Genomic DNA, 23,194 nt, shown 5'->3' with positions numbered 1-23,194 from the left:
GGAGCGAGCTTGCTCGCGATGGGGATGCAACATTCGACATTGATGCTGAATGTTACTCCGCTATCGCGAGCAAGCTCGCTCCCACAGGGACTGCAACTGGATCAGGACTTCTTGGCAGCAGCCTTGGCTTTGACACTGCGCTGGCGCTGCGCTTCGAACAGGCAAACACCCGTCGCCACGGAAACGTTGAGACTGCTGACGCTACCGCCCATCGGCAAGTTCACCAGGTAGTCGCAATGCTCGCGGGTCAGGCGACGCATGCCCTTGCCTTCGGCGCCCATGATCAGGATGGTCGGGCCGGTCAGATCCTGGTCATACAGACTGACCTCGGCTTCACCGGCCGTGCCGACCACCCACAAGCCGCGCTGCTGGAGCTTTTCCAGGGTGCGCGCCAGATTGGTCACGGCAACCAGCGGAATCACCTCCGCCGCGCCGCAGGCGATTTTTCGTACAACCGGAGTCAGGGTCGCCGACTTGTCCTTCGGCACGATCACTGCCAGCGCACCCGCCGCATCGGCCGAACGCAGGCAGGCGCCGAGGTTGTGCGGATCGGTCACGCCGTCGAGCACCAGCAACAACGGCGCGCCGTCGGTGCGATCGAGCAGCTCGTCGAGCATCGCCTCGCCCCAGACCTGGCTCGGACTCACGTCCGCGACCACACCCTGGTGCACACCTTCAACCCAGGCGTCCATTTCGCGGCGCTCGGCCTGGCCAACCTGGACCCGGTTTTCGTTGGCCAGCTCGATCAGCGTCTGGACCCGAGGATCATTGCGGCCTTCGGCCAGCCAGATCTGCTTGACGCGTTTCGGGTGGTGACGCAACAACGCTTCTACAGCATGTACGCCGTAGATCTTTTCCAACTGACTCATGGCTTGGCCTTAGGTTTACGCGCCCCGCCACTCTTGGCTGGAGCCGAGCCCGCTTTTGGCGGGCCTTTACGATGTTTGCTCGGTTTGGCTGGCTTGCCGCCGACGGCCTTGTCAGGCGTCGACCGACTGGTCTTTCCCCCAGACGCCGCTTTACCGCCGCTTTTCGCACCGGCGAGCAACGCCTGTTTCATTTCACGACTTTTGCGCACCTCGGCGTTCTTCGCCGCTGCATCGCTCGGGCGATAGGCTTCTACAGCCTTTTCCCTGGCAGGACGACGACCGGTTTTCGCCGGGGCCGGTTCTGCTTCGACTTTCGCTGCGGGTGCGGTGCTTTCGGTGCCACGCTTCTTGCGGCCGATCGGCGCGCTGATGGTTTTTTCGGCCATCTCGAAGTCGATCTTGCGCTCGTCGAGGTCGACGCGCATGACCCGCACTTCCACGGTGTCGCCCAGACGGAAGCTGCGACCGGTACGCTCACCGGCCAGGCGGTGGTGCACAGGATCGAAGTGGTAGTAATCGCCCGGCAGCGCCGTGACGTGCACCAGGCCTTCGACGTAGATATCGGTCAGCTCGACGAACAGACCAAAACCGGTCACGGCGGTGATCACACCCGGGAACGATTCGCCCACGCGATCCTTCATGAACTCGCACTTGAGCCAGTTCACTACGTCGCGGGTCGCTTCATCGGCACGGCGCTCGCTCATCGAGCACTGCTCGCCGAGTTGCTCCAGGGCCGCTTCGTCGTACGGATAGATGCGTGCTTTCGGAATGGTCATCGCACCGGCACGGCGAACGTGCGGGGTGTTCTGCTTCGAATGGATCACGCTGCGAATCGCCCGGTGCGTGAGCAAGTCCGGGTAGCGGCGGATCGGCGAAGTGAAGTGGGTGTACGCCTCGTAATTCAGACCGAAGTGGCCCTGGTTATCGGCGCTGTACACCGCCTGACTCAACGAACGCAGCATGACGGTCTGGATCAGATGGAAATCCGGACGATCCTTGATACCGGCCAACAGTGCCTGGTAATCCTTCGGCGACGGACCATCCTTGCCTTTGTGCAGGGACAGGCCGAGCTCGCCGAGGAACGCGCGCAGCTTTTCCAGGCGCTCCGGTGGCGGACCATCGTGAACACGGTACAGCGCGGGGATTTCGTGCTTCTTCAGGAATTCGGCGGTGGCCACGTTGGCCGCCAGCATGCATTCCTCGATCAGCTTGTGAGCATCATTGCGCACGGTCGGACGGATTTCGGCGATCTTGCGCTCGGTACCGAAGATGATCCGGGTTTCCTGGGTTTCGAAATCGATCGCGCCACGTACGTGACGGGCCGCCAGCAACACCTTGTACAGCGAGTACAACTGCTTGAGGTGCGGTACCACGTCGGTGTATTCACCGCGCAGCTTGCGCCCTTCGGTGGCTTTCGGCGTCTCCAGCATCGCGCTGACCTTGTTGTAGGTCAGACGGGCATGGGAGTGGATCACCGCTTCGTAGAAGCAATAGTCGGTCATTTCGCCGGTTTTGGAGATGGTCATCTCGCAAACCATGGCCAGACGATCGACTTGTGGGTTCAGCGAGCACAAACCGTTGGACAGCTGCTCAGGCAGCATCGGGATCACGCGCTCAGGGAAGTACACCGAGTTGCCGCGAACCTGCGCTTCGGCATCCAGCGCCGAACCGAGTTTCACGTAGCTGGAAACGTCGGCAATCGCCACGTACAACTTCCAGCCGCCGGAGAACAGGCGCAGCTTGCCCGGGCGGGCTTCGCAATAGACCGCATCGTCGAAGTCGCGAGCATCTTCGCCGTCGATGGTGACGAACGGCAGATGACGCAGGTCGATGCGCTTCTCTTTGTCTTTCTCTTCGACTTCCGGCTTGAGCTTGCCGGCTTCCTTGAGCACGGCGTCAGGCCAGACGTGAGGAATGTCGTAGGTACGCAAGGCAACATCGATCTCCATGCCCGGCGCCATGTAGTTGCCCACGACTTCAACCACGTCGCCTTGCGGCTGGAAGCGTGGCGTCGGCCAGTGAGTGATCTTCACTTCGACGAACTGACCGATCTGCGCGTTGGCGTTACGACCCGGGGTCACCAGCACTTCCTGCTGGATCTTCGGATTGTCGGCAACCACGAAACCGATGCCGCCCTCTTCGAAGTAGCGGCCGACGATGGTTTCGTGAGCGCGGGACACCACTTCGACGATCATGCCTTCGCGGCGACCACGACGGTCCAGGCCGGAAACCCGGGCCAGGGCACGGTCACCATCGAACACCAGACGCATCTGCGCCGGGCTCATGAACAGGTCGTCACTGCCGTCGTCCGGCACCAGGAAGCCGAAACCATCACGGTGACCGCTGATGCGCCCCAGGATCAGGTCGAGCTTGTCCACCGGCGCATAAGTGCCGCGACGGGTATAGATGAGTTGAGCATCGCGCTCCATGGCGCGCAGGCGGCGGCGCAGGGCTTCGATCTGGTCTTCTGTGGTCAGACCAAACTCTTCGACCAGTTGCTCGCGGTTAGCAGGCGAACCTCGATCAGCAAGATGCTGAAGGATCAGTTCGCGGCTAGGAATAGGGTTTTCATATTTTTCCGCTTCACGAGCGGCCTCGGGATCGAGGGACTGCCAATCGGCCATTAGAGAGTTTTCACCTTGTCTATATGCGGGTTAGTTTGGCATAGGCGTAATGAAACGGGAAATTTCAGGCTAAGACGACCCATCTAAAGCCCTGTATCGACACCGTAAAGCTGTTTTGAAGACCGTCGATGAAATTTTCCATGTTTTTTTGACCCTGGGGGTTTACAGTTAAAAAGACGCTCCGTATAGTGCGCGCCATCGACGACGGACAACGTTGCCGATACTGCCCAGATGGTGAAATTGGTAGACACGCCAGCTTCAGGTGCTGGTGACCGCAAGGTCGTGGAAGTTCGAGTCTTCTTCTGGGCACCAATTTCGAGCTTGAGATTAGTTCAATTTCAAGGCTCACACAAAAACCCGCGAAAGCGGGTTTTTGCATTTTTGACCACTGGTTTATTATTTTTAGAATCAGGGGTTTACAGATCAAAATGCTCTCCGTATAGTGCGCCACATCAACAGCGGCAACGCTTGCGATGAATGCCCAGATGGTGAAATTGGTAGACACGCCAGCTTCAGGTGCTGGTGACCGCAAGGTCGTGGAAGTTCGAGTCTTCTTCTGGGCACCAATTCAAATTCAAGGTTACGGCCTTGAGTTTCACAGAAACCCGCGAAAGCGGGTTTTTGCGTTTCTGGCCCCTGAAAAATCACCGACCCTCTGTAGGAGCGAGCTTGCTCGCGATGCACTCGAGAACAGCGCTTGTTCTCAGACAGAACGCGCCATCGTTCACGCCCATCGCGAGCAAGCTCGCTCCTACAAGGTTCCGCAGCGCGCATTTGAGAAACAATATCGTTTATCATTGTTGCAAGTTTTTGCAATGCGACAGTGAGGAACCCTGCGAATGATGTTTCGAAATACCCTGCGCCGCGGCCTGACCATTACCCTCCTCGGCCTGGCACTCGCCACTCCCCTCACCCAAGCCGCCGATCCGGCCGCCCTGACCCTCTACAACGGCCAACACAAAGAAGTCGGCGACGCGGTCGCCAAGGCCTTCGAAGCCAAGACCGGGATCCACGTCAATGTGCGCAAAGGCAGCAGCAACCAGCTCGCCAGCCAGATCGTCGAGGAAGGCGATCGCTCCCCCGCCGACGTGATCTATACCGAAGAATCACCACCCCTGAACAAACTTGGCGAACAAGGCCTGCTGGCCAGGACGGATGACGCCACGCTGGCCGTTCTGCCCAAGGAATACGTCGCCGGCAACGGCACCTGGATTGGCGTGACAGCCCGGGTGCGCGTCGTTGCATTCAACCCCAAGCTGATCGATGAAAAAGACCTGCCGACATCGGTGATGGAATTCTCCGATCCGAAATGGCAAGGCAAGGTCGGCTTTGTACCCACCAGCGGCGCCTTCCAGGAGCAAGCAGTAGCGATCATCAAGGTGCACGGCATGGACGCCGCCGAAGAGTGGCTTACCGGTCTGCGCGCATTCGGCAAGACCTACAGCAACAACATGGTCGCGCTCAAAGCCGTGGAAAATGGTGAAGTCGCCACAGTGCTGGTGAACAACTACTACTGGTTCGCCTTGCAACGAGAAAAGGGCCAGCTCGATTCCAAGCTGCATTACTTCACCGGTGGCGACGTCGGTGGGCTGATCACCGTTTCCAGCGCTGCAGTCCTGAAATCCAGCAAACACCCCAAAGAAGCCCAGCAGTTGCTCGCCTACATGGCCAGCGAGGAAGGCCAGCGCGTGATCACCCAGACCACCGCCGAATACCCGCTGCACAAAGGCATGGAGTCCGATCGCGGACTCAAGCCGTTCAGCGAACTGGAAGCACCGAAAGTCACGCCAGCCGACCTCGGCAACGCCGAAGAAGCGCTGGACCTGGAACGCGACGTTGGCTTGAACTGATGAGCGCATCGCTCTCTGCCACCAGTCTGCGCAGCCACAACGCGCCTCGCCGCAAGCGTCCACCCATAGGGCTGGTGTTGCCGGTATTGTTGCTGGTCGTACTCAGCCTCCTGCCGCTGGCCTATGTCGGACTCAAGGCCTGGCAAGCAGGCTGGGCCGAAGCCTTGCACCTGTTGTGGCGACCGTACGTATTCGGCCTGCTGCGCAACACCCTTGCGTTGATGCTGGGCGTCACCCTCGCGTGCGGCGTGATCGGCCTGTCGCTGGCGTGGTTGCTCGAGCGCAGCAATCTTGCGGGACGACGACTGTGGGGCGTGATCCTGTGCCTGCCGTTCGCCGTACCGGCCTTTGTCAGCAGCTTCACCTGGGTTTCTCTGAGCGCCCACCTTGAAGGACTCGGTGGCGCGATCCTGGTGATGAGCCTGTCGAAGTACCCGCTGATTTTCCTGCCTGTAGCAGCAACCCTGCGCAACCTTGACCCCTCCCTTGAAGAATCGGCCCGCACCCTGGGCCAGAATCGCTGGGGCGTGTTCTTTCGCGTCACCCTGCCCCTGCTCTGGCCCCCGCTGCTGGCGGGATCACTCCTGATTGCACTGCACATGCTGGTGGAGTTCGGCGCCCTGTCGATCATCGGCTTGCAAACCTTCACCACAGCGATCTATCAACAGTTCGAACTGGAGTTCAGCAATGCCAACGCGGCAATGCTCTCCGCCGTACTGCTGATGTTGTGCCTGGCGCTGCTATGGCTGGAGCTGCGCGTGCGCGGCAAGGGTCGACACGTGCGCACAGGCCAGGGTGCGGCGCGACGCGCGGAACAGATTCAACTGGGCTCTTGGGCCGTGGCGGGACAGCTTTACTGCCTGCTGCTGGCAATCATCGGCAGCGGGATTCCGCTGGGCATGCTGGCCTACTGGCTGGCGGTAGGATCATCAGCCGCCTTTCCCGTGGCGGCAATCGGCGAAGCCTTGCTGTCCTCCCTTGCCCTGTCGCTGGGCGGCGCGGCGCTGTGCCTGGTGCTGGCGGTGCCAGTCAGCCTGCTGGTCGTGCGCTACAAAGGTCAACTGGCGATCTGGGCCGAGCGCCTGCCGTATCTGCTGCATGCGCTGCCGGGACTGGTCATTGCCCTGACCCTGGTGTATTTCGCCCTGCACTACGTGCCGATGCTTTACCAGACTTCGGCATTGCTGCTGATCGCCTACGCCCTGCTGTTTCTGCCGCTGGCCCAGGCGCCGATCCGCACCGCCCTGAACAAGGCAGCACCACAGCTTGAGGAGGCGGCGCGTACGCTGGGCGCCTCGTCATTCAGCGCTTTTTGCCGAGTGACACTGCCGATCATTTTCCCGGCGCTGGGGGCGGCGTTTGCACTGGTGTTCCTGGATGCGATGAAGGAGCTGACGGCGACCTTGCTGCTGAGCCCCACCGGGCTGAACACCCTGGCGACGGAAGTCTGGGCGCATACGGCGAATGTGGAGTTTGCGGCGGCTGCGCCTTATGCGGCGTTGTTGATACTGGTGTCGGGGTTGCCAGTCTATCTGCTGACGACCCGGATGTATCTGAGTCGTTAAGACCGCCATCGCGAGCAGGCTCGCTCCCACATTTGATCTGAGGCGCCCACAATTTTTGTGTCCGCCAACCATCATTGTGGGAGCGAGCCTGCTCGCGATGAGGCCATCCCTGACAAAGCATCAGGCCCTGAACTGCCCCAGGCTCGCCTTCAACTGCGCCGCCAGACCATCGAGCACCTTTCCGCTCGCCGTGGTCTCCACAACGGCTTGCGCCGCCTTCTCGGCCTGGGCGTGAATGGTCTGGACCCGCCCCCGCACTGCCTGTGCGCCCTGAGCCTGATGCGCCGCGGCCTGGGTAGCCAGACCGATCGCCGCATGCACCTGCTCGACGGATGCCTGCACCGACTGCTGCAACCGCGCACTGTCACGCAGCACCAGCAAACCCTCACTGGCCTGGCGCCCAGCTTGACCAATCGCAGCCACCGCCTCACGGGCACCTTGCTGCAATGCCACGATGTGCGCCTGAATATCGCCGGTGGAACTCTGCGTCTTGCTCGCCAGCGCCCGCACCTCGTCAGCCACCACGGCAAACCCGCGTCCAGTCTCGCCGGCACGCGCCGCCTCAATCGCTGCGTTCAGCGCCAGCAGGTTGGTCTGCTCGGCGATCCCGTGAATCACCGTCAGCACCACCTCAATTTGCTCACTTTGCTGCGCCAGGCGCTCGATTACCTGGGCACCTGTGTTGACCTGCCCCGCCAGCTCCTCAATCAGACTGCCCACTTTCGCCGAGGTCCGGGTGTTTTCGTCGGTAGCCTGACGAATGTCCACCACCTGCTTCAACGCCGCCTGCATGGCATGGCTTTCCGACTGGGCTTCATCAGCCATTTGCGACAGCGCGCGCAAACTCTCCGCCACCTCATCACGCTGCATGCCAGCCGCGGCATCCGCACCGGCGTTGCGCAAGGTCATGGCACCGATTTCCACGCCGGTACGCTGGGCCACATCGCCCGCCTCACGCACGATCGGCTGCAACTTATCCACAAAGCGATTGACCGCCGAGGCCATGTCGCCGATTTCATCCTTGCTGTTGATCTGCACACGTTTGGTCAGATCGCCCTCGCCCGCCGCCAGGTCATCCATGGCAACGATCAGCATTTTCAGGCGATTGACCACTCGACGACCGAGCACCACCGCCAACAACAGCAGGACACCGAAACCCACCACCGCCAGACACACGCCGATGCGCCAGCGCAATGTCGTAGCAGCTTCCTGCACGGTGCTGGTGGTATTGGCCTTCATTTCAGCCGCGGTGGACTGCGCCGACTGCAGGCGCGAGCGCATGGCCGTTGCACTGTCGGCCGCCGCACCCTTGAGACTGTCGCCCACCAGCTGGTCGCTGCTGGCGATCAATGCCGAGAAGCGCTTGTCGAGGGCCGCCAGATCAGTCTCAACCGAAGCAGTCGAGACCCCCATCAGAACCTTGCCGATTTCTACGCCATTAGGATTGATCGAGGCCTCGATGTAGAACACCGATGGATCGTTCTTCGCCGCATCCAGCACCTTGTCAAGCGCCCGCTCGCCCTGGCCTTTTTCCAGCAGCGCCTTGTTGATCGGATTTTCCCGGTTGAGGTAGCGCGTCAGGTGCTGGCCCGTCGCGTCGTCATACACCACGAACAGCACATTGGGATTGCGCTGGGCCCGGCGGGCAAATTCGGAAAGTGTCGGAACGTCGTTGTCCCACATGGCGCGAGGCGCGACAGAGGCCAATAGCTGCGCCATGTCGCTGGCGGAGTCCTTCAGATCTTTTTCCAGCGTTGAGCGCAGCTGCGCCTGCTCATCCTTCAGCCGCGAGGACAAACCGGCCGTGAGGCGCTGACGCGTACTGGTGGAGAGGCTGTCAAGGCTCGACGTGACTTCGCGCCCAGCCTGCTCAAGCTCAGCGGACAGCTTTTGGCTGTCTGCACCCAGGCGCAGGCCCAGATCGGCTTCCAGCGCGGTCACCGTGCTCCGGGTCAGAGCGACAGCTACCAGCACCTGCACCAAAAGGGCGATACCAAGGGTAACGAACACGGGCCGCAACAAACGGCTCTGTAACAATGAGAGAACGGCCGACACTTGATATCCCTCTGCAAAAGCGCCATTAAATTGATGGCACGCCAAAAGTGACGTTTTAGGCAAAGCTAATAGCAAAGGTCATGCCGTCCAACAGGCATAAACGACAAAGGCCACAATTAAGGGGCCTTTGTGTTTTACATCAACGACTTATCAAGCAAACGGATGGCGCAGAACGATGGTTTCGTTGCGGTCCGGGCCCGTCGAAATAATGTCGATCGGCGCGCCGATCAGCTCTTCAACGCGCTTGATGTAAGCACGGGCGTTAGCTGGCAGCTCTTCCAGGGTTTTGGCACCCACGGTCGACTCGGTCCAGCCCGGCACTTCTTCGTACACAGGCTGCAGGCCCACGTAGCTGTCAGCATCAGTCGGGGCAACGGTATTGCCTTCTGCATCTTTGTAGCCGACGCAGATGTTGATGGCTTCCAGACCGTCGAGCACGTCCAGCTTGGTCAGGCAGATGCCCGAGATGCTGTTCACATCGATAGCCCGACGCAGGATAACAGCGTCGAACCAGCCACAACGACGAGCACGGCCAGTGGTGGCGCCGAACTCGTGGCCTTGTTTAGCCAGGTGCGCACCGACTTCGTCGAACAGCTCCGTCGGGAATGGACCCGAACCTACACGCGTGGTGTAAGCCTTGGTAATGCCCAGGATGTAGTCCAGGAACATAGGGCCAACACCCGAACCGGTAGCAACGCCGCCAGCAGTGGTGTTAGAGCTGGTCACGTACGGGTAGGTACCGTGGTCGATGTCCAGCAGGGAGCCTTGGGCGCCTTCGAACATGATGTCTTTGCCAGCGCGACGCAGGTCGTGCAGCTCGGCAGTCACGTCCAGCATCAGCGGCTTGAGCAGCTCAGCGTATTCTTTGCATTCGGCCAGGGTCTTGTCGAATTCGATGGCTGGCTCTTTGTAGTAACCCACCAGCATGAAGTTGTGGTAATCCACCAGTTCACGCAGTTTGTCTTCAAAGCGCGGCATGTTGAGCAGGTCGCCCACACGCAGGCCACGACGTGCAACCTTGTCTTCGTAGGCCGGGCCGATACCGCGACCGGTGGTACCGATCTTCAGCTCGCCACGGGCCTTTTCACGGGCCTGGTCCAGCGCAACGTGGAAGGACAGGATCAGCGGGCAGGACGGGCTGATACGCAGGCGCTCGCGCACCGGTACGCCTTTTTCTTCCAGCTTGGTGATCTCGCGCAGCAGGGCGTCAGGTGCAACCACCACGCCGTTGCCGATCAGGCACTGCACGCCTTCGCGCAGCACGCCCGACGGGATCAGGTGCAAGACGGTTTTTTCGCCGTCGATCACCAGCGTGTGGCCAGCGTTGTGGCCACCCTGGTAACGCACTACGGCGGCAGCATGTTCGGTCAGCAGATCAACGATCTTGCCTTTGCCCTCATCACCCCATTGGGTGCCCAGGACTACGACATTCTTACCCATAACACTTGTCCTCATTCGCGCAAACTTGGTGCCGGCGGCAGCCGGCGGGAAAACTCAAGAAGCCAGTGGCGATACTTGCCAAAGCCCGTTCTGCTGAATCAATTGCCGGTCGCAGTCCGCTTCACGGGCAGCGGCCAAAGGTTGTCCAGGCAAGGCCTGAACGACACGCTGACCCTCACTGCGCAACTGGCAAACCTGCTGCCAGAGTGCCGCATCCGTACTGTCAGGCATCCAGATACCGCCAGACGGTAGCTCGATCTCAGCACGCCCCAGGGTCACCAGGGTTTTCAAATCAGTGGAGAAGCCAGTCGCCGGGCGGGCGCGACCGAAATCGGCGCCAATGTCGTCGTAACGACCACCCTGGGCAATGGACTGGCCAACACCCGGTACGAACACGGCGAACACCACACCGGTGTGGTAGTGGTAACCGCGCAGCTCGCCCAGGTCGAAATACAGCGGCAGCTCGGGGAAACGCACGGACAGCCGCTCGGCAATTGCCAGCAAGTCGTCCAGCGCCGCCAGAACCGGGGCCGGCGCCTTGGCCAGGCGCTCGCGGGCCGCAACCAGCACTTCACGACCGCCACACAGGTCAACCAGCGCCCGCAGCATGCCCGACAGATCGGCAGGCAAGCCTTCGGTCAAGGTAATGACCTCGTCGATGGCCTTGCGTTGCAAGGCATCGAACAACTGCTGCTCGACTTCACCGGACAAACCGGCCGCGCGGGCCAGGCCACGGTAGATGCCAACATGACCGAGGTCCATGTGCACATCCGGCACATCGGCCAGTTGCAGCATGGCCAGCATCAGGCTGATGACTTCGACGTCGCTGCTCGGACTGCCGTCGCCGTACAACTCGGCACCCAGTTGAATCGGGCTGCGCGAGGACGACAAGGCGCGAGGCTGAGCGTGCAGGACACTACCGGCATAGCACAGACGGCTTGGGCCTTCACGACGCAGGGTATGCGCATCGATGCGCGCCACTTGCGGCGTGATGTCGGCACGGAAACCCATCTGACGGCCCGATTGCGGGTCGATGACCTTGAAGGTGCGCAGATCCAGGTCCTGGTCCGCGCCGGTCAGCAGGGATTCCAGGTACTCGATATGGGGAGTCACGACAAACTCGTAACCCCAGCTCTGGAACAGATCCAACACCTGACGACGCGCGACTTCAATACGCGCAGCTTCCGGTGGCAGTACTTCTTCGATGCCATCTGGCAGAAGCCAGCGGTCTACCGTTGCCATTACGCCTTCCCCTATCTCCGGGCGACCAGCCTGTCGGCGAGCCTTGAGTGAAGCAGAAAATGATCGGCTTGCGCACAAACCACGCGCATGAGCGACGGAGCGAAAAGCCCTTCTACCGGCTTCGCCAACCACTTTCCTCGAAAAACTGTCGAGCCAATCGGCCCGGCATCTGCTTGAAAACAGCAATCAAACATGCAGACGCAAAAAAGCCGGGAATTTCCCGGCTGCCGCATCATACACACGTTTTCCCAAAGGATCACCCCGCCAGAGGTTTTAGCCGCCCGGCGGGGGATAAATCAGGTCAACGCCGTATCAAGGCTTGGCTTTTTCCAGGTAGTGGAAGAAGTCGCTGCTTGGGTCGAGGACCAGGACGTCGGATTTGTTCGCGAAGCTTTCACGGTAGGCGCGCAGGCTACGGTAGAACGCGTAGAACTCCTGGTCCTGACCGTAGGCCTTGGAGTAGATCGCAGCAGCCTGGGCATCACCGTCACCGCGAACCTCTTCGGATTCACGATAGGCTTCAGCCAGCAGCACACGGCGTTGACGATCGGCGTCGGCACGGATGCCTTCGGCCAGCTCGTTACCCTTGGCGCGGTGCTCGCGAGCTTCACGCTCACGCTCGGTGCTCATACGCTCGAACACGCTGCGGTTCACTTCTTTGGGCAGGTCGATGGTCTTGACCCGAACATCGACCACTTCGATGCCCAGCTCTTTCTCGGCCATCTTGTTCAGCGAAGCCGTGATATCCGCCATCAGCGCATCACGCTCACCCGACACCACTTCGTGCAGGGTGCGCTTACCGAACTGGTCACGCAGGCCCGATTCCAGACGACGGGACAGACGCTCGTCGGCGATCTGCTTGAGGCCGGAAGTCGCGGTGTAGTAACGCTCTGCGTCCTTCACGCGCCACTTGGCGTAGGCATCGACCATCACGGCTTTCTTTTCCAGCGTCAGGAAGCGTTGTGTCGGTGCATCCAGCGTCATCAGGCGTGCGTCGAATTTACGCACCTGGTTAACGTAAGGCACTTTCACATGCAGGCCTGGCTGAACATCGGTCTGGACCACGCGACCGAACTGCAGCAACACCGCACGCTCGGTCTGAGCCACGATGTAGAAGCAGTTCCAGGCAGCGATCGCCACGACGACGCCGACAATAAGGGCGATCAGCGATTTATTGCTCATCAGCGACTCTCCCTGGTACGTGCTGGCTGTTGCTGCAGATCAGCTGCCGCACGCGCATTCGCTTCATTGCTGGTGGCTGCCGCACTGCTCACCTGGGTGCCGGTGCTGCGACCACTTTCGACCATCTTGTCCAGCGGCAGGTACAACAGGTTGTTCTGGCCGTTCTTGTTGCCGGTCACGAGAACCTTGCTGGTGTTGCTGAAGACTTCCTGCATGGTGTCCAGGTACAGACGCTGGCGGGTGACTTCAGGGGCCTTGCGGTACTCGGCGACCAGCTTGGTGAAGCGGTCGGCCTCACCCTTGGCGCGCGAGACGGTCTCGTCACGGTAACCGTTGGCATCCTCAAGGATGCGCTGGGCCTGACCACGAGCTTCAGGCACGACGCCGTTGGCATAGGTTTCGGCCTGGTTGCGCGAACGCTGCTCGTCTTCCCGGGCACGGATCACGTCATCGAAGGCTTCCTGGACTTCACGCGGTGCCGCTGCGCTCTGAACGTTGACCTGGGTGACGGTGATACCGGTGCGATAGGTGTCCATGAAGCGTTGCAGACGCTCCTTGATCTCGCTGGCCATCAACTCACGACCTTCGGTCAGTACCTGGTCCATCGCGGTGGAACCCACCACATGGCGCAAGGCGCTGTCGGTCGCGTGCTGCAGGCTGATTTCCGGCTGATCGACGCTCAGCACGAAGTCCTGCAGGTTGCTGATCTTGTACTGCACGGTCAGCGGCACTTCGACGATGTTCTCGTCTTCAGTCAGCATCTGGCCCTGCTTGGTGTACGCACGCTCACGCGTGACGTTTTCCATGTACTTCTTGTCGATCGGCGGGAAGTAGATGTTCAGGCCCGGACCCACGGTTTCGTAGTACTTGCCGAAGCGCAGCACTACAGCTTGCTCCTGCTCGTCGACGACATAAACCGCGCTGTACAGCCAAACGGCGGCCAACACGACCAGACCGATGCCGAGCAGGCCGCCAAAGCCGCCACTCTTGCCCGGACCACCGCCGTCGTCGCCACCACGTTTCTTACCGCCACCGAACAAACCGTTCAGGCTTTCCTGCAGCTTTCGGAAGGCCTCGTCGAGATCCGGTGGCCCCTTGCGGTCGCCGTTGTTACGACGTTTGCCACCCCAAGGATCCTGATTATTCGAGTTGCCACCCGGCTCATTCCAAGCCATAGCGCTCTCCATCTGATAAAGCAAAGACGCACCCACGGCGCGCCGACCAATGCTACAGAATGCCTGTCACCACGGCACAACCGCTTTCTCAGGCTTTTATTGCAAAGTGTGTTGCTCGATGAATTCCATCGGCTGCAATCCTTCGCGGCTTACCAGTCGATTCAACTCGACCCGGGGCAAACGAACGGCCAGCAAACTGATGCCTTCTTCGTCGTGCTCTTCTTTCTGCACCGCGCCAAGTTCGAAGAACTGCGCACGCAGTCGAGCGAATCGTTGCGGCAAGCGCAGGGTACCGACAAACAAATCACTGCCCAGTAACTCGGCAATGGCTTGTTCAAGCAATTCCAGACCACTGCCATCGCGCGCCGACAGCCAGACCCGTTGGGGCTTGCCGTTTTCGTCGCGCTGGATTTGTGGCTCAACGCCTTCAAGCAAATCGAGTTTGTTATAGACCTCGAGGATCGGCAAGTCCTGAGCACCAATCTCGCCCAGCACCACCATGACCTGCTCGATCTGCAACATGCGATCGGGCTCGGCCGCATCGATCACGTGCAACAACAGATCGGAGTTGCTCGACTCTTCGAGGGTAGACCGAAATGCTTCGACCAGCTTGTGGGGCAAGTGGCGAATGAAACCCACAGTGTCCGCCAGGACAATCGGCCCCAGATCGTCTATATCCAGACGACGCAAGGTCGGGTCCAGCGTGGCAAACAATTGGTCAGCTGCGTAGACGTCGGATTTCGTCACGTTATTGAAGAGCGTGGACTTACCGGCGTTGGTGTACCCCACCAGCGACACGGTAGGAATATCCGCACGCGATCGGCCACGGCGCGACTGTTCGCGCTGGCTGCGCACTTTCTCCAGCCGCCCCTTGATCTGCCGCAGGCGAACCCGCAGCAAACGGCGGTCGGTTTCCAGCTGGGTTTCACCCGGGCCTCGCATACCGATACCGCCACCTTGGCGCTCAAGGTGAGTCCAGCCACGAACCAGCCGGGTGCTCATGTGGTCAAGCTGGGCCAGTTCGACCTGGAGCTTGCCTTCATGGGTACGGGCGCGCTGGGCGAAAATATCGAGAATCAGACCGGTACGGTCGATCACGCGACACTCGAAAACACGTTCGAGGTTACGTTCCTGACTGGGCGTGAGGATGTGATTGAAAATCACCAGATCGGCCTGTTCGGCTTTGACCAGGTCGCGCAGTTCCTCGACCTTGCCACTGCCAATCAGGGTCTTGGCGGTTGGCCGATGACGCGGCACGTTAAAAAACGCAACGGTCTCGGCACCCGCCGAATTAGCCAATTCCTGAAACTCCTGCGGATCTTCGCGCGCCTCAGGGTCCTGTCCATCCAAGTGAACGAGGATGACTCGCTCACCACCACCGTGGCGCTCAAAGAACAAAGGAGACTCCTATCAGGCGTTACCTGGCTCAGCGTCACCTGCTTCGGCTTCGGTTGCGCTAGGCAGACGAATTGGACGAACCGGCACCACTGTAGAGATCGCGTGTTTGTAGACCATCTGGCTGACGGTGTTTTTCAGCAGGATAACGAACTGGTCGAAAGACTCGATCGTGCCTTGCAGCTTGATACCGTTGACCAGGTAGATGGACACCCCAACTTTCTCTTTACGTAAAGTATTCAAGTAAGGGTCTTGTAGCGAATGCCCTTTTGACATGTGCCGCACTCCTTTAAGGATTCAATATAAAAAATAGGTAATCAGATGGCTTTGGCCGCCACACCCCCAAGGATAGACGGCAATTGCAAGGACTCAGCTCAATATGGAGATGGTCCCAAGGTATTTCAAGGCGCGCGGCAGATTGTCGCAATCCAGACTGTCCAGCCAATGCAGATCAGTCCAACTGCGCAGCCAGGTGAACTGGCGTTTCGCCAACTGGCGCGTGGCAATGATTCCACGCTCCTGCATCTCGGCTGACGTCAGCTTGCCATCCAGGTAGTCCCAGACTTGGCGGTAGCCTACTGCACGTATAGACGGCAACCCGGTATGCAGGTCACCTCTATTACGCAGGGCTACGACCTCGTCAATGAATCCCTGTTCCAACATTAAAGTGAATCTTTGTTTAATTCGCTCGTGCAGTACCTGGCGATTTGCCGGAGCAATGGCCAAGTTCGCGACAGTATAGGGCAATTGTTGCAGTCCCGAAGCGGCTGCTTCAGTACTTTGCACAGATTGTTGCAAACGCAGGGCGGTCATGCTTTGACCGCTGACACGATAAACTTCCAGCGCTCGACTCAATCGCTGAGGATCGTTCGGATGTATTCGCGCTGCGGACTCCGGATCGATCACCGCCAATTGTTCGTGCAAGGCTTGCCAGCCAAGGCGCGCAGCCTCTTCTTCGATTTGCGCGCGGACCTCGGGATCGGCGGCCGGCATATCCGCCAGGCCTTCGACCAAAGCCTTGTAATAGAGCATGGTGCCGCCCACCAGCAGCGGAATTTTTCCGCGCGCGGTGATATCGGCCATGGCCTCCAGGGCGTCACGGCGGAAATCCGCGGCCGAATAGCTCTCGGCCGGGTCGAGAATATCGATCAGACGATGTGGATATTGCGCCAGCAGCTCTTTGGAAGGCTTGGCGGTGCCGATGTCCATGCCACGGTAGACCAGCGCCGAATCGACGCTGATCAACTCGCAAGGCAGGACCTTGGTGAGTTCGATGGCCAGGTCGGTCTTGCCGGCGGCGGTCGGGCCCATCAGGAAAATCGCAGGTGGGAACTGGCTCATCAACGACCGCGCAAGAACAGTTTGTCCAGATCGTCCAGGCCCAGCTGGGTCCAGGTCGGTCGGCCATGGTTGCATTGACCGCTGCGCTCGGTGTTTTCCATGTCACGCAGCAGAGCGTTCATTTCCGGCAAGGCCAAACGCCGATTCGCGCGAACCGCACCGTGACAGGCCATGGTCCCGAGCAATTCGTTCAGGTGCGCCTGAATACGGTCGCTGGTGCCGAACTCCATCAAATCAGCCAGGACGTCGGCGACCAGCCGGTTGGCTTCGGCCTGCTTGAGCAGTGCCGGGATCTGCCGGATCGCCAGGGTTTCCGGGCCCAGGCGCTGCAATTCAAAGCCCAGGCGCTGGAACCAGGCGACATGTTCCTCGGCGCAATCGGCTTCACGCTGACTGACGGCCAGGGACTCCGGCACCAGCAACGGCTGGCCGCTCAGGCCTTCGCTGGCCATTGCGACCTTGAGGCGTTCGTACATGATCCGCTCGTGGGCGGCGTGCATGTCCACCAGCACCAGGCCCTGGGCGTTTTCCGAAAGAATGTAGATGCCCTTGAGTTGTGCCAGCGCATAACCGAGTGGCGGGATGTCATCCTGCCCGGCCGGCAGCGCGACGGCATTGGCCTCGGGCAACGGCGCAAAAAACTCGCGATAGGCGGCCTGCGCTTCGGCGACAGGCACACCGGACTGCGGACGCGGCGTGTATTGATACTGATAACCCGCGCCAGCCCCCGAACCCGCCGGCGTATTGAACGACGGCTCAGCCTGGGGTTGCTCCAGCAGTGCATTGGCGGCCAGGCGCATTTCGCCCTGGGGCCCGAACTCACCGGCTTCAAGGCCGGTAGGCCGGACGATGGCCGTCGCAACCGGCGCCGCCAGTTGATCGTCGGGGCGCACATCGCCCAAGGCGCGGTGCAAGGTGCCGTAGAGGAAATCGTGAACCATGCGCCCTTCACGGAAGCGCACTTCGTGCTTGGTCGGGTGCACGTTGACGTCCACACCGGTCGGATCGACTTCGAAAAACAGCACGAAGGTCGGGTGCCGACCGTTGAACAGCACGTCGCGATAGGCCTGGCGCACCGCGTGGGCCACCAGTTTGTCGCGCACGGCACGACCATTGACGAAGAAATACTGCAAATCGGCCTGGCTGCGGTTAAAGGTCGGCAGGCCGACCCAGCCCCACAGGTGCAGGCCATTGCGCTCGATTTCGATCGGCAGTGCCTGCTCCAGGAAACCCGGACCGCAGATCGCCGCCACGCGTCGGGCACGGGCCGCATCATCATGGGCCTCGTGCAGGCTGAGGATGGTCTTGCCGTTGTGGCGCAGGTGGAACGCCACATCGAAGCGCGCCAGGGCCAGGCGCCTGATCACTTCTTGCAGGTGATCGAATTCGGTTTTTTCGGTCTTGAGAAACTTGCGTCGCGCCGGCGTATTGAAGAACAGGTCGCGCACTTCAACCGAAGTGCCCACCGGGTGGGCCGCAGGCTGCACGCGGGGCGCCATGTCACGGCCCTCGGTCTCGACCTGCCAGGCCTGATCGGCGTCGCGGGTGCGTGAGGTCAGGGTCAGGCGCGCGACGGAGCTGATCGATGCCAGGGCCTCGCCGCGAAACCCCAGGCTCATGACTTGTTCAAGATCTTCCAGATTACGGATCTTGCTGGTGGCGTGACGGGCCAGGGCCAGCGGCAGGTCATCGGCGGAAATGCCGCTGCCATCGTCGCGCACCCGCAGCAGCTTGACGCCGCCCTGCTCCACATCGACGTCGATGCGTTTGGCGCCGGAGTCGAGGCTGTTTTCCAGCAGTTCCTTGATCACCGAAGCCGGGCGCTCGACCACCTCACCCGCGGCAATCTGGTTCGCCAGTCGCGGGCTGAGCAGCTCGATTCGCGCGCCGTTGTTCACGACCTGATTCATTCTTTGGCCGCCAGTTCAGTGCTCGGAATAGTCAGGTGCTGACCGATCTTGAGCTCATCGCTCGACAGGCTGTTGGCGCTGCGCAGGGTCGCGGGCGACACCTGATAGCGCACGGCAATCATCGCCAGGGTCTCGCCCGGGTTGACGCGGTGGTCACGTGGCCCCTGCACAATCTTGCCGGAGTCGCGCAGCCAGGCAATGTAAGTGCCCGGTGGCGGGTTCTGCTGGAAGAACTGACGCACGCCGCTACTGATCGAACGCGCCAGCGCCTGCTGGTGGTTTGATGCGGCAAGCTTCGAGGCTTCGTTGGCGTTGGAGATGAACCCGGTTTCCACCAGGATCGATGGAATATCCGGCGATTTCAGCACCATGAACCCGGCCTGTTCAACCCGTTGCTTGTGCAGCGGTGTCACCCGGCCGATGTTGCTCAGCACCTTCTGGCCAACGTTCAGGCTGGAGGTCAGGGATGCCGTCATCGACAGGTCAAGCAACACGCCGGCGAGCATACGGTCCTTGTCATCGAGGCTGACGTTACCGGCGCCACCGATCAGGTCGGAACGGTTTTCGCTGTCGGCCAGCCAGCGGGCGGTCTCGGAAGTCGCGCCACGATCGGACAGGGCAAATACGGAGGCACCGAAAGCGGCGGCAGACGGCGCGGCGTCGGCGTGGATCGAGACGAACAGGTCGGCGCCTTTCTTGCGGGCGATTTCGGTACGGCCGCGCAACGGAATGAAGTAGTCGCCGGTACGGGTCAGTTCCGCGCGGAAACCCTTCATGCCGTTGACCTGGCGTTGGGTTTCGCGGGCAATCTGCAATACCACGTCTTTTTCGCGCTGACCGCGAGAGCCGGAAGCACCCGGGTCTTCACCGCCGTGACCGGCATCGATTACCACAACGATATCGCGCTTGCCTGCCGGCGCCGGTGGCAACTTGATTGCAGGTTCCGTCGGCGTGACCGGCACGGCGGGCACCGTGGCGACCGACGGTGTCGGCGCTGGTGGAGGCGCGGCGTCTGCGGCGTTATCGAACAGATCGACCACCAACCGGTTGCCGTACTGGGCGTTCGGCGCCAGGGAGAAGCTTTTCGGCGTCACGGCCTTTTTCAGGTCGATGACCACCCGCAGGTCGGTCGGCGTGCGTTGAGCCGAGCGCATGGCGGTTATCGGCGTATTCGAGGTGTTGACGTTGAGCGGCGCACCGAGGGTTGCGCCATTGATGTCGATGACCAGGCGATCCGGGGCCGTCAAGGTAAAGACGCTGTGTTGCACCGGGCCGGTCAGGTCAAACACCAGTCGTGTGTTGTCCGGTGCCCGCCACAGACGAACACTGTTGACCTTCGAATCGGCCACGGCGTCGACGGTCACCGCCAAAAACAACACCCCTACGGCAGCCACCAACGCGCGAAAGCGCATACCTAACCCCATCATCTATTTGGATTCCAATGCCAAAGCGGCACACCAGGCCTCGCCACGCGAGCCCTGGGATAAAATTTTCAGCGAACGCCCGCTGTCTTGCGGGCTAATGGTAATGGTCAGGTCAGGCTTTGGCAAAAAGCCTGCACCTTTATCGGGCCATTCGATCAGACACAGGGCATCGTCTTCGAAATAGTCACGGATACCGAGGAACTCTAGCTCTTCCGGATCGACCAGACGGTACAAATCGAAATGAAAGGCGCGAATGTCACCGATCTCATAAGGCTCGACCAGGGTGAAGGTCGGGCTTTTGACTGCCCCGACATGTCCCAGGCCGCGGATGATGCCTCGGGACAACGTGGTTTTGCCCATCCCCAGGTTACCCTCGAGGAAGATCAGGCCATGGCCTCGGGTGATTCGGGCAATGCGTGCGCCAAAGTCGCTCATGGCCTGCTCATCGGCCAGGTACAGGGTTACTTCAGACACGGTGCTTGCTCCTCCAACAACTGACGAATGGCTGGGATCAGATCACTGGCCGCCAGCCCACGGCCCGATTTTCCTTGTTGCTCGCCGGCATTGGCGTGCAGCCAGACCGCCAGGCAGGCCGCGTCGAATGGCTCCATGCCCTGGGCCAGCAATGCGCCGAGCAAACCGGCCAGCACGTCGCCCAGACCGGCAGTGGCCATGGCCGGGTGCCCCTGATGACAAAGCGCCAGACGCCCGTCGGGATGGGCGATCAGGCTGCCGGCACCCTTGAGGACGACGACCGCTGTATATTTTTTGCTCAAGGCATGGGCTGCGGCGGGACGGTCAGACTGAACATCGGCAGTGCTCACCCCAAGCAAACGTGCCGCCTCCCCCGGATGCGGGGTGATCACGCAATCGCTGGGCAGATCGACGTGCCCGCCAGCCAGCAGATTCAAGGCATCGGCATCCCAGACTTGTGGCAAATGCGCATTGGCCGCAGCCGACAGCAGGCTGCGCCCCCACCCTGCCTGGCCCAGACCCGGCCCGACCACCAACACCGATACCTTCTCAAGCATCCCCATCAGTTGATTGGCCGACGACGTGCCCAGCACCATGGCTTCCGGAATTCGAGAAAGCGCTGGCGAAACATGTTCCGGACGGGTGGACAGCGAAACCATGCCCGCACCGCTACGCAGAGCACTTTGTGCACTCAGCAAGATTGCCCCACCGTAACCGCGATCACCGCCAATGAGCAGCACATGGCCGAACTTGCCTTTATGGGATGCCGGTGCCCGGGACGCCAGACGCGGCAGGTTACCGATATTCAGTCGCCGAGCCGTGAACGCAGTGCCGTCCAGCAACTGCGGATCAGCCTGTAAATCGTTGAACACCAGCTCACCCGTCACATTCGCGGCATCACCGGTGAACAGCCCTACCTTCAAGCCAATGAACGTGACCGTCAGGTCGGCATGCACGGCATGACCAAGGATGCGGCCCGTATCCGCGCACAACCCTGACGGAATATCCACCGCCGCAACCGGCAGCCCGCTGGCATTGATCGCGGCGATGGCGCTGGCATAGGGCTCACGCACATCACCGCTCAGGCCGGTGCCAAGCAAAGCATCCAGCACAATGCCGCGCAATCCGGATTGTGCCGTCCAGGGCTCGATGAGCACGTTTTCGGACACTGCCTCGGCATGGGCCAAGGCCGCATCACCCTGCAACCGTTGCGGATCCCCCACCGCCAGCACCCGCACCGACCAACCGGCACGCCGGGCCAACACGGCCACCAGATACCCGTCGCCTGCGTTGTTGCCATGTCCGGCCAACACGCTCAGTTCGTTCGCTGTCGGCCACTGCCGTACCAGCGCCCGCCACGTCGCCCGCGCCGCGCGCTGCATCAATTCGAAGCCCGCCGTACCGGCGGCGATCAGGCTCGCGTCGAGTGCTCGCACCTGGGCGGCGCTATACAGCGCGTCGGGTAATTCATCTTTAGTGTGCGGCATGCGTCTTCGGGCTCCGATGTCTGGCAGAATTATACGCACCTCAGCTCCGGTTTCTCTCGTCTCATGCCCGCTATTACCACAGACCTGCCCGCCCTCGCCCAATCCATCAAGGACTGGGGCCGAGAGCTGGGCTTCCAGCAAGTCGGCATCAGCGGCCTCGACCTGGCTGAGCATGAGCACCATCTGGAACGCTGGCTCGAAGCCGGCTACCACGGCGAAATGGACTACATGGGCGCCCACGGCAGCAAACGCTCGCACCCGGAAGAGCTGGTGCCGGGCACTTTGCGCGTGGTTTCGCTGCGCATGGACTACCTGGCCGGCGACACCCAAATGGCGAAAGTGTTGGCCCAACCGGAAAAAGCCTACGTCTCCCGTTATGCCCTCGGCCGTGATTACCACAAGCTGATTCGCAAACGCGTGCAACAACTGGCGGAAAAAATTCAGGCCGAGATCGGACCGTTCGGCTTCCGCGCTTTTGTCGACAGTGCCCCGGTGCTGGAAAAAGCCATCGCCGAACAGGCGGGGCTTGGATGGATCGGCAAAAACACTCTGGTCTTGAATCGCAAGGCCGGCAGTTACTTTTTTCTCGCCGAACTGTTCGTCGACCTGCCGCTACCGGTCGACCCGCCCCACGCCACCGAACATTGCGGCCGTTGCAGTGCCTGTCTCGACATCTGCCCGACCAACGCCTTCGTCGGCCCCTATGTGCTGGACGCCAGACGTTGCATTTCCTACCTGACCATCGAACTCAAAGGCGCGATCCCTGAAGATCTGCGGCCACTGATCGGCAACCGGGTGTTCGGTTGCGATGATTGCCAGATCGTCTGCCCGTGGAACCGCTTCGCCCGGCCATCCGGTGAAAGCGACTTCAAGCCGCGGCACAATCTGGACAATGCCGGGCTGGCGGAACTGTTCATGTGGGATGAAGAGAAGTTTCTCAGCAGCACCGAAGGCTCGCCGCTGCGCCGGACCGGTTACGAAAACTGGTTGCGCAACCTGGCGGTGGGGTTGGGAAATGCGCCTTCAACGATTCCGGTGCTGGAGGCGCTGAAGGCGCGACGGGAGTATCCGTCGGAGCTGGTCAGGGAGCATGTGGAGTGGGCGCTACAGCAGCATGCTCTACGTGCCGTTTAGGCCTATCAACATGAACCCCATGACCAG

Annotated in this window: 17 protein-coding genes and 2 tRNA genes; 5 read left to right on the top strand and 14 right to left on the bottom strand. The window is 60.9% G+C overall.

Features of this window, described 5'->3' with window-relative positions; translation table 11 throughout:
- Window positions 1–101: 101 nt before the first annotated feature.
- Together rlmB and rnr are read right to left on the bottom strand one after the other, a co-directional pair.
- Window positions 102–869, bottom strand: coding sequence for a 23S rRNA (guanosine(2251)-2'-O)-methyltransferase RlmB (rlmB, locus tag AC3ITA_RS02570; RefSeq protein ID WP_095946402.1), 768 nt, complete (start codon window positions 867–869; stop codon window positions 102–104).
- Window positions 866–3,493, bottom strand: coding sequence for a ribonuclease R (rnr, locus tag AC3ITA_RS02565; RefSeq protein ID WP_095946401.1), 2,628 nt, complete (start codon window positions 3,491–3,493; stop codon window positions 866–868). Before rnr ends, rlmB begins: the two co-directional genes overlap by 4 nt.
- 225 nt (window positions 3,494–3,718) lie before the next feature.
- Here rnr and AC3ITA_RS02560 point away from each other — a divergent pair.
- From AC3ITA_RS02560 to AC3ITA_RS02545, 4 genes are all read left to right on the top strand, one after another.
- Window positions 3,719–3,805, top strand: a tRNA-Leu gene (locus AC3ITA_RS02560).
- Window positions 3,806–3,972: 167 nt separating this feature from the next.
- Window positions 3,973–4,059: transfer RNA gene (locus AC3ITA_RS02555), tRNA-Leu, on the top strand.
- A 273-nt stretch (window positions 4,060–4,332) separates the two neighbouring features.
- Entirely contained in the window at window positions 4,333–5,343 is a 1,011-nt protein-coding gene (locus AC3ITA_RS02550; RefSeq protein WP_489279333.1) for an extracellular solute-binding protein, read from the top strand.
- Window positions 5,343–6,908, top strand: coding sequence for an ABC transporter permease (locus AC3ITA_RS02545; protein WP_414928641.1), 1,566 nt, complete (start codon window positions 5,343–5,345; stop codon window positions 6,906–6,908). Before AC3ITA_RS02550 ends, AC3ITA_RS02545 begins: the two co-directional genes overlap by 1 nt.
- A 120-nt stretch (window positions 6,909–7,028) precedes the next feature.
- Here the strand turns inward: AC3ITA_RS02545 and AC3ITA_RS02540 are convergent, their stop codons facing one another.
- The 12 genes from AC3ITA_RS02540 to AC3ITA_RS02485 form a co-directional block, all read right to left on the bottom strand.
- Entirely contained in the window at window positions 7,029–8,963 is a 1,935-nt protein-coding gene (locus AC3ITA_RS02540) for a methyl-accepting chemotaxis protein (RefSeq protein ID WP_095943161.1), read from the bottom strand.
- 150 nt (window positions 8,964–9,113) lie between these two features.
- Window positions 9,114–10,403 (bottom strand): adenylosuccinate synthase, encoded by a 1,290-nt coding sequence (locus AC3ITA_RS02535; protein ID WP_150673205.1) that lies wholly within the window; start codon window positions 10,401–10,403, stop codon window positions 9,114–9,116.
- A gap of 54 nt (window positions 10,404–10,457) precedes the next feature.
- Window positions 10,458–11,645 carry an ATP phosphoribosyltransferase regulatory subunit gene (locus AC3ITA_RS02530; RefSeq protein WP_489279332.1) on the bottom strand — a complete coding sequence of 396 codons (1,188 nt, stop codon included), beginning with the start codon at window positions 11,643–11,645 and terminating at the stop codon, window positions 10,458–10,460.
- 312 nt (window positions 11,646–11,957) lie between these two features.
- Window positions 11,958–12,827 (bottom strand): protease modulator HflC, encoded by an 870-nt coding sequence (gene hflC / locus AC3ITA_RS02525; protein ID WP_056725458.1) that lies wholly within the window; start codon window positions 12,825–12,827, stop codon window positions 11,958–11,960.
- On the bottom strand, window positions 12,827–14,002 hold the full coding sequence (gene hflK, locus AC3ITA_RS02520) for an FtsH protease activity modulator HflK (RefSeq protein WP_150673207.1): 1,176 nt from the start codon (window positions 14,000–14,002) through the stop codon (window positions 12,827–12,829). Before hflK ends, hflC begins: the two co-directional genes overlap by 1 nt.
- A gap of 96 nt (window positions 14,003–14,098) precedes the next feature.
- The gene (gene hflX / locus AC3ITA_RS02515) at window positions 14,099–15,400 is read right to left on the bottom strand and encodes a ribosome rescue GTPase HflX (protein WP_008048071.1); all 1,302 of its coding nucleotides are present in this window, start codon (window positions 15,398–15,400) and stop codon (window positions 14,099–14,101) included.
- A 12-nt stretch (window positions 15,401–15,412) separates the two neighbouring features.
- Complete coding sequence (gene hfq / locus AC3ITA_RS02510) at window positions 15,413–15,673, bottom strand: RNA chaperone Hfq (RefSeq protein ID WP_414928642.1); 261 nt, start codon at window positions 15,671–15,673, stop codon at window positions 15,413–15,415.
- Between the two features lie 93 nt (window positions 15,674–15,766).
- Entirely contained in the window at window positions 15,767–16,738 is a 972-nt protein-coding gene (gene miaA / locus AC3ITA_RS02505; RefSeq protein ID WP_095943165.1) for a tRNA (adenosine(37)-N6)-dimethylallyltransferase MiaA, read from the bottom strand.
- Window positions 16,738–18,648 (bottom strand): DNA mismatch repair endonuclease MutL, encoded by a 1,911-nt coding sequence (gene mutL, locus AC3ITA_RS02500; protein WP_095943166.1) that lies wholly within the window; start codon window positions 18,646–18,648, stop codon window positions 16,738–16,740. The genes miaA and mutL overlap by 1 nt, the downstream gene beginning before the upstream one ends.
- A complete protein-coding gene (locus AC3ITA_RS02495; protein ID WP_095943167.1) occupies window positions 18,645–20,075 on the bottom strand; it encodes an N-acetylmuramoyl-L-alanine amidase in 1,431 nt (476 codons plus the stop codon). Before AC3ITA_RS02495 ends, mutL begins: the two co-directional genes overlap by 4 nt.
- Window positions 20,076–20,546, bottom strand: coding sequence for a tRNA (adenosine(37)-N6)-threonylcarbamoyltransferase complex ATPase subunit type 1 TsaE (gene tsaE, locus AC3ITA_RS02490; RefSeq protein WP_095943168.1), 471 nt, complete (start codon window positions 20,544–20,546; stop codon window positions 20,076–20,078).
- A complete protein-coding gene (locus AC3ITA_RS02485) occupies window positions 20,534–22,033 on the bottom strand; it encodes an NAD(P)H-hydrate dehydratase (protein ID WP_489279328.1) in 1,500 nt (499 codons plus the stop codon). The genes tsaE and AC3ITA_RS02485 overlap by 13 nt, the downstream gene beginning before the upstream one ends.
- 63 nt (window positions 22,034–22,096) lie before the next feature.
- On the opposite strand from AC3ITA_RS02485, the gene queG reads away from it, so the two are divergent.
- Window positions 22,097–23,167, top strand: a complete 1,071-nt coding sequence (gene queG / locus AC3ITA_RS02480; protein ID WP_489279327.1) for a tRNA epoxyqueuosine(34) reductase QueG — start codon at window positions 22,097–22,099, stop codon at window positions 23,165–23,167.
- Window positions 23,168–23,194: the final 27 nt, after the last annotated feature.

It is taken from the genome of Pseudomonas sp. GL_090 (assembly GCF_057837765.1).
The sequence above is the reverse complement of the archived record's forward strand: the minus strand, read 5'-3'. Positions and strand labels throughout refer to the sequence as shown.